At 62.2% G+C, this 16,849-nt stretch carries 4 protein-coding genes; 3 read left to right on the top strand and 1 reads right to left on the bottom strand.

Going from position 1 to position 16,849, the window contains the following annotated elements; translation table 11 throughout:
- Positions 1-163: 163 nt before the first annotated feature.
- Both LU493_RS14580 and bamE read left to right on the top strand, forming a co-directional pair.
- Complete coding sequence (locus tag LU493_RS14580; RefSeq protein ID WP_343076095.1) at positions 164-13,321, top strand: YadA-like family protein; 13,158 nt, start codon at positions 164-166, stop codon at positions 13,319-13,321.
- An 18-nt stretch (positions 13,322-13,339) separates the two neighbouring features.
- Positions 13,340-14,152 carry an OmpA family protein gene (gene bamE, locus LU493_RS14575; RefSeq protein WP_275288519.1) on the top strand — a complete coding sequence of 271 codons (813 nt, stop codon included), beginning with the start codon at positions 13,340-13,342 and terminating at the stop codon, positions 14,150-14,152.
- 106 nt (positions 14,153-14,258) lie between these two features.
- Here the strand turns inward: bamE and LU493_RS14570 are convergent, their stop codons facing one another.
- Positions 14,259-15,002 carry an EAL domain-containing protein gene (locus LU493_RS14570; protein WP_275288518.1) on the bottom strand — a complete coding sequence of 248 codons (744 nt, stop codon included), beginning with the start codon at positions 15,000-15,002 and terminating at the stop codon, positions 14,259-14,261.
- A 402-nt stretch (positions 15,003-15,404) separates the two neighbouring features.
- On the opposite strand from LU493_RS14570, the gene LU493_RS14565 reads away from it, so the two are divergent.
- Positions 15,405-16,148, top strand: coding sequence for a response regulator transcription factor (locus LU493_RS14565; protein WP_275288517.1), 744 nt, complete (start codon positions 15,405-15,407; stop codon positions 16,146-16,148).
- Positions 16,149-16,849 lie beyond the last annotated feature (701 nt).

Raw genomic sequence — 16,849 nt, 5'->3', positions numbered from 1 at the left:
TGTTAACTCCCCTGGTGAAGTTTTAAATAAAGTGAAGTGTTGGTCGCTGATGTGGTGGGTGAACTTTTGTTAATCCCGGTAGTTAAGTGTTGCCGCTGTGGTAATTTCTCCTCGCAACTTAATTCTATTGTTTTCTCATAAAATCAGGGCAAGGCCTGATCTGATGTCTTGTTCGTCCTGTCAAGCAGGTCGATTCCAGGCGACCAGGCCCGGTGTCCTCAATGGCAACCTTTTTCAGCGCCGATATGCCCGCAGGCGCTGGAGAGCGGGGAGAGCTGTAATGAACAACGTGTTTCGCCTGATCTGGAATCGTACTCTTGGTCGTCTGATCGTCGCGTCTGAAACGGCCCGCAGCCGTGACAAAGCCGCGACACGGCAACAGGTGGTCGGCCGGCTGTCGGCGCCAGGAGCCACCACTACCGGCGGTCCTGTTCTGCTTCGCCCAATGACGGTAGCCATCGCGTTGGCCGCTGGCTCGCTGGTACTGATTGCGCCAGACGTGGGCGCCAACGCCTTAATGGATGCCGATGATTGCGCCAATAACGGCAATAATAATACCCGGGTGGGCATTGGGTTTAATGCTAAGGCTTGTCAGGATGGAGCTATCTCCATTGGCTGGGGGAGTGAGGCAGCTAATGCTGAAATTACTGGTGCGCCTGTGCCATCCCAGCCGTTCCAGAGTGGGGTGGCAATCGGCCGTATAGCCTCAGCAAATGGCGGTGTGGCTGTTGGGCATGAGGCCAGGGCCGGTGGAGTTAATGCGGATGGAACCAACCGGATTGGTACAGCGTTAGGTGCTGGTGCTTGGGCGGATGCGCATCGTTCTATCGCTATTGGCACTGCCCGTAACAGGATAACCAAGGCTGGAGGGTTCCAGTCTATCGCTATCGGTAATGATAGCCTGGCGTCCGGGAATCGATCAGTTGTCTTAGGCAATTACTCCGCGGTATCAGGTAAAAGGGCGATTATCCTGGGTGATGACTCTACGGTGTCAGGTGAAAGGGCGCTTGCAATCGGTTCTGATACCGCGGTCTCGTCTCTTGCTGGCATCGCGATCGGAAACCAGGCCGAGTCGACAGGCACGAGCGCGCTGGCCATGGGCGATACCGCCCAGGCGGGCGGTCCCAATGCCGTCGCCTTGGGGAGCGAGGCCACGGCAGCGGCAGAAGGCATGGTCTCCATCGGCCATGGTGCCGGAGTAGGGGCGTCGGGCGATCGCAATATCTATATCGGGAGAGACGCAGGGCAGGCCGTGTCGGGCGTCGACAATGCCTTTATCGGTTTCGATGCGGGCATGGGCTCGGCGGGGCGTGACAATACCGGCATGGGGCATTTCGCCTCGCAAAACGTGCAAGGAGACCTGAACACGGGCTTCGGTGCCTGGGCGGGCCATGATGTTGTGGGCAACTCCAACACCGGGGTCGGTCAAGACGCTGGTCGACAAGTCGAAGGGGATTCCAACTTTGCCGGAGGGAATAGCGCGGGCTCGAACGTTACCGGTAGCTACAACGTTGGCGTCGGTTATTTCGCGGGAAGCGCGATTACCGGCAGTGATAACATTGCGATTGGTCGCAATGCCGGTAACAACGCCACTGACAGAACCGTGTCCGTCGGCTATCAAGCCCAAGCGACGGGGCAAGATGCCCTGGCCATTGGGAGTAATGCCACGGCGACCGGCGACCAATCGATCAGCATCGGTACGGGCAACCAGGTCAGTGGTGTCGGTTCCGGTGCCATCGGCGACCCGACCACCATCACGGGGGATGGATCCTACTCGGTAGGGAACGACAACACCATCGACGCCGATGAGGCGGGAGTGTTCGGTAACCGTAACGTACTGGACGCGGCGGCCACCAGCAGCCGGATCATCGGCAACGACAACGACGTGGACGTGCCCGATGCCTTCGTGATGGGCAACGGGGCGGACGTCACCGTGGCCGAAGGGGTGGCGTTGGGCAACAGCTCCCTCGCCGATACCGGCGCGGGCGTGGCGGGCCATAACCCCACCACCGGCGCCGCCGATGGGCTGGATGCGGATATCGCCGCCACCCAGAGCAGCACGGGTGCTGTGGCCGTGGGCGATGCCGGCAATGACGTCTATCGCCAGATCACCGGCGTGGCCGCGGGCACCGAGGACAGCGACGCGGTCAACGTCGCCCAGCTGAAGGCCGGCGAGACCCATTACTACAGCGTCAACGATGGCGGCACCCAGGGCGGCAACTACGCCAACGATGGTGCCACCGGCGTGAATGCGCTCGCAGCCGGGGTCGGGGCCAGCGCAACCGACGATAGCGCCGTTGCCGTCGGCGATAGCGCGACAGCTTCGGGAGTCGGTGATGTGGCGATCGGGCACGGTGCCTATGTTGGGATTGGCGATGCGACGGAAGGCCTCAGCGATAACGTGGGTGTCTCGATCGGTGCGGGAACCCAGGTGTCCTGGGGGGTGGCGATTGGCGATCAGGCCAAGACACTGAGCGGCAGCTACGGCATTTCGATGGGCCGGAAGACCAGCGCTGGATTGCGCAGCACGGCGCTTGGCTTTCAGGCAAACGCAAGTGGCGTGGGCTCCATCGCCATCGGCGATGTGATCAATTCAGGCGCGACGGCCTCGGGCGATGCGTCGGTCGCGCTCAATGGCATCGTATCGGCAGATGATGGTGTGGCGATCGGCTCCTCGGCGAATGCTTCTCAAGAAGGGGGGGTTGCGCTTGGTGCCGATTCGAGAGCCGATACCGGCGCGGGCGTGGCAGGCTATAACCCCACCACCGGCGCCGCCGATGGGCTGGATGCGGATATCGCCGCCACTCAGAGCACCACCGGAGCGGTGGCCGTGGGCGACGCCGGCAATGATGTCTATCGCCAGATCACCGGCGTGGCTGCGGGCACCGAGGATAGCGACGCGGTCAATGTCGCGCAGTTGAAGGCCGGCGAGACCCATTACTACAGCGTCAACGATGGCGGGACCCAGGGCGGCAACTACGCCAACGATGGCGCCACCGCGCAGAACGCGCTGGCGGCGGGTGTCGGGTCGCAAGCCACGGGGGAGTCTGCCGTGGCCATCGGGGGAGAGTCGTCGGCCGATGGGCCGACCCAGGCGCTGGCCCATTCCGCGATTTCTGTCGGAACGGCGGCGGTCGCGGATGCCGATAACGCAACCGCCATTGGCTTGAGATCATCGGCAAGCAATACGTTTGCGGTCGCACTGGGCAGCGATACGGAGGCGACCGGCACCCAATCAGTGGCAATCGGCAGTGTGGCCCGCGCATTGGCGGATAATGCCTATTCACTGGGAACGAACAGTACTGCCTCCGGCGTGAGTGCGGCGGCCCTGGGGCACGATGCCGTTGCCGGTGGCGACAACGCCACTGCTGTCGGACATCTCGCCCGGGCGAACGCCGAGAATGCTACGGCCCTGGGCGAGAGCGCCTTGGCTGCGTCCATCGCCAGCGTCGCGATCGGCAACCAGTCCGAGTCGGCGGGCACGAGCTCGCTGGCCATGGGCGATACCGCCCGGGCGAGTGGCCCCAATGCCATCGCGATCGGTACCGGGGCGGTGGCCTCGGTCGAGGACAGTATCAGCATCGGTACGGGTAACCAGGTCGACGGCGTCGGTTCCGGGGCCATCGGCGATCCGACCACCATCACGGGGGCGGGTTCCTATTCGGTGGGTAACGACAACACCATCGATGCCGACGAGGCGGGAACCTTTGGCAACCGCAACGTACTGGCCGACACTGCCGACGGTAGCCGTATCATCGGTAACGACAACGATGTCGATGTCCCCGATGCCTTTGTGATGGGTAACGGGGCGGATGCCACCGTGGCCGAAGGGGTGGCGCTGGGCAACGGCTCCATCGCCGACACCGGTGCGGGTATCCAGGGTTATAACCCGGCCACTGGTGCCGCCGATGGTCTGGATGCGGCCATCGCCGCGACTCAGAGCACCACCGGCGCGGTGGCCGTCGGAGATGCCGGCAGTGACGTCTATCGCCAGATCACCGGCGTAGCCGCGGGTACCGAGGACAGCGATGCGGTGAACGTTGCCCAGCTCAAGGGCGTCAGCGACGTGGCCAACACCGGCTGGGATCTGACCGCCCAGGGCGCCGATCCCACCAATGTGGCGCCGGGCGACACGGTGGATCTGTCCAACACCGACGGCAACCTGGTGATCGGCAAGAACGCCACCGACGGTGCCCAGGAAGACGTGACCTTCGAACTGGCCGATGACATCACGGTGAATAGCGTCACGGCAGGTGACAGCGTGATGGATACCACCGGCCTGACCGTGGACGATGGCGCGGGCAACGTGACCACTACCACGGCCACCGGCACCACGGTGACCGACGGCACCACCACCACGGCGATGACCGCCGGTGGGGTGACCAGCGGCAACATCAACATGGACGGCACCGCCGACGAGATCACCGGGCTGTCCAACACCGATCTCAGTGCCGGGGACTTCGCCACCGTGGGCCGGGCGGCCACCGAGGAGCAACTGGATCTGGTCAATCAGGACCTGACGGCTCAGGGCCTGGACTTCGCCGGCGACAGCGGCACCGACGTGCATCGCGACCTGGGGCAGACACTGAACGTGGTCGGTGGCGCGGATGCCAGCGGCAACACCAACATCAGCACGGTGGCCAATGGCACCGATGCCCTCGAGATCGTGATGACCGATCAGCCGCAATTCGGCAACGTGACGGTCAACACCGGGGGCGGCGACACCATCAATGGCCTCTCCAACCTGACCTTCGACCCGGATAACTTCACCTCCGGCCAGGCGGCCACCGAGGACCAGTTGGCCGAGGTCAGCGACGTGGCCACCACCGGCTGGGACCTGACCGCCCAGGGCACCGATGGCACCAACGTGGCCCCGGGTGACACGGTGGACCTGAGCAACACCGACGGCAACCTGGTGATCGGCAAGAACGCCACCGACGGTGCCCAGGAAGACGTGACCTTCGAACTGGCCGATGACATCACGGTGAATAGCGTCACGGCAGGTGACAGCGTGATGGATACCACCGGCCTGACCGTGGACGATGGCGCGGGTAACGTGACCACCACCACGGCCACCGGTACCACGGTGACCGACGGCACCACCACCACGGCGATGACCGCGGGCGGAGTGACCAGCGGCAACATCAACATGGACGGCACCGTCGACGAGATCACCGGGCTGTCCAACACCGATCTCAGTGCCGGGGACTTCGCCACCGTGGGTCGGGCGGCCACCGAGGAGCAGCTGGACCTGGTCAGTCAGGACCTGACCAGTCAGGGCCTGGACTTCGCCGGCGACAGCGGCACCCCGGTGCATCGTGATCTCGGCCAGCAACTGAACGTGGTCGGCGGCGCGGATGCCAGCGGCAACACCAACATCAGCACGGTGGCCAATGGCACCGATGCCCTCGAGATCGTGATGACCGACCAGCCGCAATTCGGCAACGTGACGGTCAACACCGGGGGCGGGGACACCATCAATGGTCTCTCCAACCTGACCTTCGACCCGGATAACTTCACCTCCGGCCAGGCGGCCACCGAGGACCAGCTGGCCGAGGTCAGCGACGTGGCCACCACCGGCTGGAACGTTCAGACCAACGGCGATACCGCCACCAATGTGGCGCCGGGAGATACGGTGCAGTTCCTCGATGGCCAGAACATCGAGATCGAACGTACCGGCACCGATGTGACGGTCGCGACCAGCGCCGATCTGACAGCCGATAGTTTGACGGTCAACAACGGCCCGACGCTCAACGACAACGGCATCGACATGGGCGGTGACACCATCACCAATGTCGGCGGACCGGTGAACGGCGGCGATGCGGTCAATCTCGATTACTTCAACGAGAACAAGGCGCACTACTACAGCGTCAATGACGGTGGCACCCAGGGCGGTAACTACGATAACGACGGCGCTACCGGGGTGAACGCCCTGGCCGCCGGAGTGGATGCCACCGCCGGTGGGGACGGCGCCGTGGCCATGGGGTATGGGGCCAGTACCGATCAGGCCGACAGTGTGGCCATCGGTACCGATGCCTTATCGCGTGGGATCTCTTCCGTTGCTCTGGGACATGGTGCCAGCAACGACGTGTTCGGCGATCGGCAGATCGCCATCGGCAATAATGCGGCCACCTTTGGCTCGGATGATCTGGCCATCGGTACGGGCGCTCAGGCGCAAGGACAGCGTAATATTGTCCTGGGCTCTTCGGCGTCAACCGGAGCGGGCCAACTGGATGGTATTGCGATCGGTTCGAGTGCGAGCGTGACGAACGATGAAAGTGTCGCGCTGGGCGCGGGATCGATTGCCGATGGCAGCACTCTGGGGTCTGCCGCCTATCAGCCGCTGGATGCGGATGGCAACCCGATTGCGGTGGCCGCACCGACGGCAACCAGCGAGGTCTCGGTGGGTAGCGCCGGTAACGAGCGACGCATCATCAATGTGGCGGCCGGTGCCGAAGACACCGATGCCGTCAATGTCAGCCAGCTCAAGGCCGTTGAACAGGTAGCCGCCACCGGCTGGGACCTGACCGCCCAGGGCGCCGATGGCACCAATGTGGCGCCGGGTGACACGGTGGATCTGTCCAACACCGACGGCAACCTGGTGATCGGCAAGAACGCCACCGACGGTGCCCAGGAAGACGTGACCTTCGAGTTGGCCGACGATATCACGGTGAACAGCGTCACCGCGGGCGACAGCGTACTGGGCACCACGGGGCTGACCGTGGATGATGGCGCGGGCAACGTGACCACCACCACGGCCACCGGCACCACGGTGACCGACGGCACCACGACCACGGCGATGACCGCCGGCGGGGTGACCAGCGGCAACATCAACATGGACGGCACCACCGACGATATCACCGGTCTGTCCAATACCGATCTCAGCGGTGGGGACTTCGCCACGGTCGGTCGGGCGGCCACCGAGGAGCAACTGGACCTGGTCAATCAGGATCTGACCAGCCAGGGCCTGGACTTCGCCGGGGACAGCGGCACCGACGTGCACCGCGACCTGGGGCAGACGCTCAACATCAACGGCGGCGCGGACGCCAGTGGCAACACCAACATCAGCACGGTGGCCAATGGCACGGACTCGCTCGAGATCGTGATGACCGACCAGCCGACCTTTGGCAATGTGACGGTCAACACCGGGGGCGGGGACACCATCAACGGGCTGTCCAACCTGACCTTCGACCCGGATAACTTCACCTCCGGCCAGGCGGCCACCGAGGACCAGCTGGCCCAGGTCAGCGACGTGGCCACCACCGGCTGGGACCTCACCGCCCAGGGTGTCGATGGCACCAATGTGGCGCCGGGCGACACGGTGGACCTGAGCAACACCGACGGCAACCTGGTGATCGGCAAGAACGCCACCGACGGCGCCCAGGAAGACGTGACCTTCGACCTGAATGATGACGTGATGGTCAACAACAGCGTTACCGTGGGTAGCGTGGTGACGGACGCCACCACCAACGACATCACGGGGCTGTCCAACACCGATCTCAGTGGCGGGGACTTCGCTACTGTGGGCCGGGCGGCCACTGAGGAGCAACTGGACCTGGTCAATCAGGACCTGACCGGCCAGGGCCTGGACTTCGCCGGGGACAGCGGCACCGCCGTGCATCGCGACCTGGGGCAGACGCTGAACGTGGTCGGTGGCGCGGATGCCAGCGGCAACACCAACATCAGCACGGTGGCCAATGGCACCGATGCCCTCGAGATCGTGATGACCGATCAGCCGACCTTTGGCAATGTGACGGTCAACACCGGGGGCGGGGACACTATCAACGGGCTGTCCAACCTGACCTTCGACCCGGATAACTTCATCTCCGGCCAGGCGGCCACCGAGGACCAGCTGGCCCAGGTCAGCGACGTGGCCACCACCGGCTGGGACCTCACCGCCCAGGGCGCCGATGGCACCAATGTGGCGCCGGGCGACACGGTGGATCTGTCCAACACCGACGGCAACCTGGTAATCGGCAAGAACGCCACCGATGGCGCCCAGGAAGACGTGACCTTCGACCTGAATGATGACGTGATGGTCAACAACAGCGTCACCGTGGGCAGCGTGGTGACGGACGGCACCACCAACGACATCACGGGGCTGTCCAACACCGATCTCAGTGCCGGGGACTTCGCCACGGCCGGTCGGGCGGCCACCGAGGAACAGTTGGACCTGGTCAATCAGGATCTGACCAGCCAGGGCCTGGACTTCGCCGGGGATAGCGGTACCGACGTGCACCGCGACCTGGGGCTGACGCTGAACGTGGTCGGTGGCGCGGACGCCAGCGGCAACACCAATATCAGCACGGTGGCCAATGGCACGGACTCGCTCGAGATCGTGATGACCGACCAGCCGACCTTCGGCAACGTGACGGTCAACACTGGGGGCGGGGACACTATCAATGGGCTGTCCAACCTGACCTTCGACCCGGATAACTTCATCTCCGGCCAGGCGGCCACCGAGGATCAGCTGGCCCAGGTCAGCGATGTGGCTACCACCGGCTGGGACCTGACCGCCGAGAGTGCCGATGGCACCAATGTGGCGCCGGGCGACACGGTGGATCTGAGCAACACCGACGGCAACCTGGTGATCGGCAAGAACGCCACCGATGGCGCCCTGGAGGAGGTCACCTTCGACCTCTCCGACGAGGTGACGATCGGCGACACGACGATCAATGACGACGGCATCGACATGGGCGGTGACACCATCACCAATGTTGGCGGACCGGTGAACGGCGGTGATGCGGTCAATCTCGACTACTTCAACGAGAACAAGGCGCACTACTACAGCGTCAACGACGGTGGCGTTCAGCAGGATAACTATGCCAACGACGGCGCTGCGGGCGTGGATTCCCTGGCCGCCGGGGTGGCGGCATCCACCGGCGCTGGTGCCGAACGTGCCATATCGCTGGGCTATGATGTCACCGCGAATGGTGTCGATAGCATTGCCATTGGACAGGGTACGTTGGCCGACACCGAGGGGGCCGTCGCCATCGGCCGCAACGCAACGGCCAATGGTGGGCGTTCCACGTCGATCGGTGACGGCAATACTGCGACAGGTGATGGTGCCGTGGCCATCGGCGATCCGAGTACCGCCATCGGCGATGGTGCCGTGGTGATGGGCAAGGACAACTATGCCGAAGGTACCGGGGCGGTGTCCCTGGGGAACAACAACACCTCCGAGGGCGATGGTGCCCTGGCGATCGGCGACACCAATACCTCCGATGGCAATGGCGCGATCACCATGGGCGTCAACAACCAGGCTACCGGCAATGGCGCCGTGGCCATGGGTAACGACAACGTGGTGACCGGCGACGGGGCCTTCGCGGTGGGCAACAACGCGACGAGCAATGCCTTCGATACCCTGGCCCTGGGCACCCAGGCTGCGGCCACGGCGGATCATGCCATGGCGCTGGGCAATAGCTCTGAGGCGTCCGGGTTGGCAGCCTTCGCCGCCGGTAATACGGCGGTGGCCTCGGGGGATGGGGCCATGGCGCTCGGCCAGATTTCCACGGCGTCGGGGCTGCGCTCGTCAGCGATCGGTCTTGCCTCTCAGGCCATTGCAGAAGATGCCTTGGCGGTGGGAACGGAAACGGAGGCCAGCGGCCTGCGTAGCACGGCGCTTGGTAACTACAGCTCTGCTGGTGGTCAGGGTGCCATGGCATTGGGTTCGAACGCTCAGGCCAACGTCGAAGGCAGTGTCGCCCTGGGGGCACGTTCCGATGTCCTGCACGAGCAGAGTGTGGCTCTGGGGGCTGCGACGGAAACCGTACGGGGTGCCCAGACCGGTTACAACGGCTATGGCAAGGACATCACCGAAGACTCGATAGGTGAAATCGCGATCGCTCAGGTGGCCCGCTTCGATGATGATGGCAATCAATTGACGGTGCCGGGCAATCGCCAGATTACCGGGTTGGCGGCCGGTGTCGAGGATACCGATGCGGTGAACGTCTCACAGCTCAAGGCGGTGGATGAAACGGCCAATGCCGGCTGGAATCTGAGTGCTCAGGATGATGCGGCCAGCAATGTGGCGCCTGACGGCGAGGTCAACCTGCGCAACGAAGATGGCAATCTGGCGATCAGCCAGGCGACCGACAATGGGCGCGAGGAAGTGACCTTTGACTTGGCCGATAATGTGACCATCGGCGATAGCCTGACGGTGGAAGGCGATACCACGGTCAACGGCGACACCCTCCTGGGCGACAATTTCACCGTCAACCAGGACGGCACCACCGAGTACGACGTCACGATCGATGACTCGACCGGCGATAAGAGCATCGTCAACAAGGAGTATGTCGATCAAGCGGGTGACGCCATCGTCGACACCGGCTTCAACATCACCGCGGACAACGCCGATCTGAACGATCCGGCAGCGACCGAGGATAATGTCAAGCTGGGCGAGACCGTGGCCTACACCAGTGAGGACGGCAGCATCGTCAGCACGGTGAAGGACAACCAGATCGACCTCGCGCTGGGCAGCGACCTGAGCGTGGGTGGTCCGGGCGAAGACGGTGCGCCTGGCGAAGACGGCTATATCGGCGTCGACGGTGCGGACGGCGAGGCCGGTGTGGGCATCGACGGCGCGGACGGCTCGATCGGCCTGACCGGGCCGGCGGGCGCCGACGGCGTCAGCCCCGAGCTGACCATGCGCCCGAGCATCGAGCCCGGTGATGTGGTCGCCGACGCCACCGACGTGACGCGTCTGACCTACCAGGATGGCGACGGCAACGACAAGACAGTCGCGACACTGGAAGACGACGGCCTGCGCTTCTCGGGCAACGACAACACCGGCACGGCCAACGGCCAGTACCTGACGCGCAACCTGAACGAAGACATGCCGATCGTCGGCGGCGCCAATGCCACGAATGCCGATGGCAGTGACTCTGCGTACTCCTCGGATAACATCCAGACCGTGGCGACCCAGGACGGTGGCATCGAAATCCAGCTCGCCGAGTCGCCGACCTTTGGCGGTGACCTGACGGTGGAAGGCGATACCACGGTCGAGGGCGACACCCACCTGGGCGACAACTTCTCGGTGGTCAACAACGAAGCCCACTACGACGGTCCGATCGACAGCGACACCAGCGTCGTCAACAAGCAGTACGTCGATGACGCCGGCGGCGAGCTGATCGACACGAACCCGCTGACCTTCGCCGGCAACACCGGCAGTGTCGAGAAGCGATTGGGCGAGACGGTCAACATTGTCGGTGAAGGCACCAAGGCCGACGGCGAATACTCCGCCGAGAACATCAAGACCTTCGTGGGTGCCGACGGCGACCTGGTGGTGGCGATGGACAAGAACCTGGCTGCCGACTCCGTCACCCTGAATGGGGACGACGGCGACGACGGTCTGACTATTCGCGGTGAAGCCGGTGCGCCTGGCGTCGATGGCCAGGACGGCATCACTCGCATCGTCTACGAAGATCCGGAAACCGGCGACTCGCAGGAAGTGGCCACGCTGAACGACGGTCTCAGGTTTGCGGGCAACACTGGGGAGCCCATCGCCAAGAAGCTCAACGAGACGCTGACCGTCTCCGGTGAGCTGGCAGAAGGTGAAGACGCCACGGGGGCCAACTTGCGGGTCGACAGTGATGGCGAGCAACTGAACCTGGTAATGGCCAAGGATCTCGAGGATCTCAGTAGCGTCACCGTGGGGGATACCGTCATCAATGAGGATGGCCTGGCGATCAATGATGGTCCAGCCATCACCAGCGACGGGGTCGATGCAGGTGGTGAGACGGTTGCCAATGTGGCCGATGGCGATGTTGCAGAAGACAGCGCCGATGCCGTGAACGGCAGCCAGCTTTGGGAAACTCAGCAGGCACTTGAAGCCGGCCAGGTCCATTACTACAGCGTCAATGACGGCGGCACCCAAGGCGGCAACTACGACAACGATGGCGCGACGGGGGTGAACGCCATCGCTGCGGGCGTGGATGCCACGGCCACGGCGGACAGCGCCATCGCCATGGGGGATGGCGCGACCGCCAGCGATGCCGATAGCGTGGCGCTGGGGGCCGGGGCGACGACCCAGGTGGCCGTCGGCACGGCTGATGTCACACTCGGCGGCCAGACCTATGCGTTCGCGGGCGCCTCGCCGATCGGCACGGTCAGTGTCGGTTCCGCCGGGGCCGAGCGGACCATCACCCATGTCGCCGCGGGTCGACTCTCGGCCGACAGCACGGACGCCATCAACGGCAGCCAGTTGCATGCCACCAACCAGGCGGTGGAAAACGTGGACGGTCGAGTGACCAACGTCGAAGGCGACGTCAATGAACTCGACGGCCGGGTGACCAACGTCGAGGGGGACGTGAGCAACATCAGCAACGACTTGGCGGATCTGGACGACCAGGCGGTGAAGTACGACACCAACGACGACGGCAGCGTCGACTACGATTCCATCACCCTGGAAGGTGATGGTGGCACGACCATCACCAACGTGGCCGATGGCGAGATCGCCGAGGACAGTTCCGATGCGGTCAATGGCGGCCAACTGTGGGAGGTGCAGGAGCAGATCAGCAATATCGAAGTGGAGGAGACGAAGTACTTCAAGGCCAATTCCGAAGCGACCGAAGCCAAGGCCGAGGGTGCCGAGAGTGTTGCCATGGGGCCGGAGAGTGTGGCCTCGGGCGATGACAGCGTGGCGACCGGCGATGGAGCGGTGGCCGAGAGCGAAGGTGGGGTGGCCCTGGGGGCCGGCTCCCAGGCGACCCGCGAGGGCATGGATGGCGCCGAGGAAGCCTTCTCCAACGAATCCGTGGCCTCGACGCAAGGCGCAGTCTCGGTGGGCAGCGAAGGCGGCGAGCGCCAGATCACCAACGTGGCGGGCGGTACCGAAGCCACGGATGCGGTCAACGTTCGCCAGTTGAAGTCGGTGCAGGAAGGCGCGGTGAACTACGACCATAACGAGGACGGCAGCGTGGACTACAGCTCGGTGACGCTCGGCAAGGAAGGCGAGCCGACGCAGATCCATAACGTGGCCCCGGGCGAGGCGCCGACCGATGCGGCGAACGTGGGGCAGCTTCAGGAACTGAATCAGCAGTTCAACCAGCAGATCGGCGGGGTGCACAACCGCATCGACGAGGTGGAGGACCAGGCCAATGCGGGAACGGCCAGCGCCATCGCTGCGGCCTCGGTACCACAGGCCTACTTGCCCGGCAAGAGCATGGTGTCCGCCGGCGCGGGAACCTACAACGGCGAATCGGCAGTGGCCGTGGGGGTATCGCGTCTCTCCGACAACGGCCGCTGGGCGGTCAAGCTCAACGCCACGGGAGATTCACAAGGCAACTTCGGCGCCGGTGTCGGTGCGGGTTTCCACTGGTAAGCGACGAGGATGCTGACCATGCATGATTATATCTATCGTGGTATGAAGCAGGCTCTTGGCATCGCCGGGCTGGCGGTGCTGGGCCTTCAGGGATGTGCCGCGACGGTCGAGGGGGATTCAGCGCCCGGCCGGTCGATGGAACGGGAAGGCGTCGCCTTCCCGGACCCGGATAGCGCCTGGATCGAGGAAGGGACCTACGTCAACATCGAGAACCTCCGCAAGATGCAGGTCGGGGTTTCCAAGGACCAGATTCGCGATCTGCTCGGGAATCCGCACTTCGATGAGGGACTCTTCAATGTGAAGGAGTGGAATTATATCTTTCACGTACCGACGGGAAAGGGAGATTATCGGACCTGTCAGTATCAGGTGCAGTTCGGTGAAGACATGCTCGCCGAAAGCCTGCACTGGCATGAGTCCGAATGTGCTGCCCTGCTCAAGCCCCGGGAAGCGTCGGAGCCCATGACGCTGGCTGCCGATACCTTGTTCGATTACGACAGCAGTGCGCTGACGAACAAAGGACGACGTGAGATCTCGAGACTGACCCAGAGAATACGCGAGGAGTTTTCCTCACCGGAAATCGTGGTCATGGGTTATACCGACCGCCTGGGCAGCGATGCCTATAATCTGATGCTCTCCGAACGGCGCGCCGCCGCGGTGCAGGCTGAGTTGATCGATCAAGGCATGGCGACGACGACGGTTCGCAGTATCGGGCTGGGCGAGCGAAATCCGCTCGTTCAATGCCCCGGATCGCGCGCCACGTCGGGCCTCAAGGCCTGTCTGAGGCCGAATCGCCGCGTGGAGGTCGAGGTGACGGAGAGAGCAGTCAACTGAGCCGGTGTGACAGTGATGGAGCGGCCTCGGCACTCGAGTGAGAGTGTCGGGGCCGTTTGCGTCATGGCAGGTGTTCCAAGGTGTCGACGGTGTCTCGATCGATGGATCAGGACGACGGTAGCGGTTGAGTCAGTGGATACCTGGAGGCTTGGTGAGGGGGCATCGGGTGTCCAAAATAATACCCTTGAAGACCGTGAGCCCCCAGGTCTCGCGCCAGTGCCAATGAAGCTTCTGATTCGATGCCCTCCAGAATGACTTTCTTCCCCAGGCCGTGCAGCAAGTTCATCAGTCCTTCCAGGAAATCTCGTTCCGAGTCCCGACCCGAGGCGGCCGTCACCAGTGCCGTATCGATCTTGACGATATCGATGGGGAGTTGACGAAGGTTCGACAGGTCCGAGTGACCGATACCGAAATCGTCCAGGGCGATCCGGAAGCCGGCCTGCCTGAGTCGAGTCAAGTGGAATGCGGCACGCTCGACGTCACGTATGACCGAAGTTTCGAGTATCTCGATCACGATACGATGTGCATGCAAGTGATGTGCGTGATGCCATTGTAGAACACGCTGTGTGAAATGAGATTGCTCCAGAAGATGACCGGGCAGGTTGAGGTTGATCGTCAATGAAGACGAGGCGCCCAGGACTTCCATGAAGCGGGTCGCGGCTTCCAGGGACCACAGAAAGTGACCGCTCGATTCCAGCTGGGCTCGCTGACGCGAGGATAATCGGGATGGAGCGATGGCTTCACCAGACGAACGTACCGAGCGAAATAACCCTTCGAAGCCAAGGAGGCGAGAGGCCTTTCCGGACAGCTTGACCTTTGGCTGGTAGAAAAGGTGGGGCGTTGAAGGCATACGCTACCCTACGTTGCTCGGTGAAGGGAGAGCCTGATGAACATCTCATGTTTACGCGCAATGTGCATGGGGCTCAAGCGCTAGAGAGTGAAGAAAAATGAGCTTTCGGGAAGGTGTGTCGTATGCGTTATTGATTGTTTTTTCTAATTTAATGTTTTCAATTCTTCATGATTGATCAGTTAACACTCTATCGTGCATTGCATATCATGGCGGCGTCATGGGCTCACCCATGGCTCCCTGCTTTTGCCTGGCTCCTGGCCAGGCTTTTTTTAACTATCTGGAAGCATGTGACTTTCTGGGAAACGTTGAAGTGTGTCAAAGTGTGACGGGTTGGCTATACTGCGTGAGACGTTCATGATGTATGAAGAATCGTGAAATTCATGCTTGAGGAGCTGCATCCTGATGTTCATAGCCATTCTTGAGGATGATCCCGTATGTCTCGGTCAGCTATCGAGCCTGCTGCAAACGGCGTCGGAGCAAAGTTCGAAGGACTGGCGCGTCGATGGCGGAGAAATGGGGTGGCAGATCGACAGCTACCAGAATGCCAGGGCCTTCATTCGCGGGATCAAGCGCAATACCTATAACCTCGTGCTCCTCGACTGGATGTTGCCGGACATGAACGGGCCAGAGATCCTGCACTGGATGGATGAGTACTTCCAGTCACCTCCCCCCGTGATCATGGTGACCAACCGAGATTCGGAGCAGGACGTTGTCGAGGCCTTGAAGGCTGGTGCCGAAGACTTCGTCAGCAAACCTTTTCGTTCCGAAGAATTGATCGCGCGCGTCTTGACGACACTGCGCCGCCATCATGTGGGGGGCAAGCACCGTGATGAGCCTTTCAGCCATGGTGATATCACCGTGACTCCCAGGGAAGAGACCATTTCGGTCGATGGTGAGCCCGTCAAGTTGACCCACCAGGAATTTCGCCTGGCGCTGTTTCTGCTGCGTAACCTGAATCATCCGCTGAGCCGCTCCTACCTCTATGAGACGATCTGGGGGCAGGAGGAAAGCCCGATGTCCCGGACACTGGATGTCCATATCTATCGTCTGAGAAGAAAGCTGGGCTTGAACGCCGAACGTGGCTGGAAACTTTCTTCCGTCTATCGTTATGGCTATCGACTCCAGAGGTTATCCGAAGACAGGTAAGGCGGTAGGGCCGAGATGGTGATCTTGTGTTTTCCTGAAGGCCCGCTTGAGGCTTCGAAGCTCAGCAGCGCCAGTTCTTGCGCCATGCCGCCCCTGAGTGATGGAATACCTTTTCTCGACTGATATCTTCCCGCCTGTCCCTTGAGCGGTTGGGTGCTCGCCGCTCTTGTATCCAGACAACTTCCTTACGGTGCCGAGCAATCATGCCGCGGCATATTTCATCTTGTGCTGTCGAAAAATAAAACATACGTATGTTTTATTGAAGGCTTGTCTGCAAGTAATGGCTGATGCGTTTCACCCTACATCTTGTAGAAGAAACTGAGTGATGGATACTTCAGCTGGTATTTGTGTGATGTTGTAACAACGATCTCTTCAGCCTTTCGTGGTCTTGATTCGATAATTAAGTCATTTCTGCTTGTCAGTATGAGGCGGCTGGCACTACCTTAGAAATGGCGTATTTAAATTATTTAATATTTGGGGCGGCTTCTGCATTAGTGGTAGGGACAGTGCCTGGTAGACCGGCATGAGGCCAGTTCACGGCGGAAATACGGAAAGTGCCTGGCCTCAGCGGTTAACCATTCGGACTGAGTGAGTCTGACACTCTGTTTTCGCTTTCGGGGATGGAGCGAGGGACGTGGTGAGCTGGCCCATCGAGTAATAATGAAATTTTCTCTGACCGGAGAGACCAGAACTCTCGCACG

It is taken from the genome of Halomonas elongata, from assembly GCF_029081005.1.
Lineage (GTDB): Bacteria > Pseudomonadota > Gammaproteobacteria > Pseudomonadales > Halomonadaceae > Halomonas > Halomonas elongata_B.
The sequence above is the reverse complement of the archived record's forward strand: the minus strand, read 5'-3'. Positions and strand labels throughout refer to the sequence as shown.

Excerpts from the sequence above, each read along its gene's own strand:
- LU493_RS14580 (WP_343076095.1), top strand. The coding sequence starts at position 164 with ATGTCTTGTTCGTCCTGTCAAGCAGGTCGATTCCAGGCGACCAGGCCC.
- bamE (WP_275288519.1), top strand. The coding sequence starts at position 13,340 with ATGCATGATTATATCTATCGTGGTATGAAGCAGGCTCTTGGCATCGCC.
- LU493_RS14570 (WP_275288518.1), bottom strand. The coding sequence starts at position 15,002 with ATGCCTTCAACGCCCCACCTTTTCTACCAGCCAAAGGTCAAGCTGTCC.
- LU493_RS14565 (WP_275288517.1), top strand. The coding sequence starts at position 15,405 with ATGTTCATAGCCATTCTTGAGGATGATCCCGTATGTCTCGGTCAGCTA.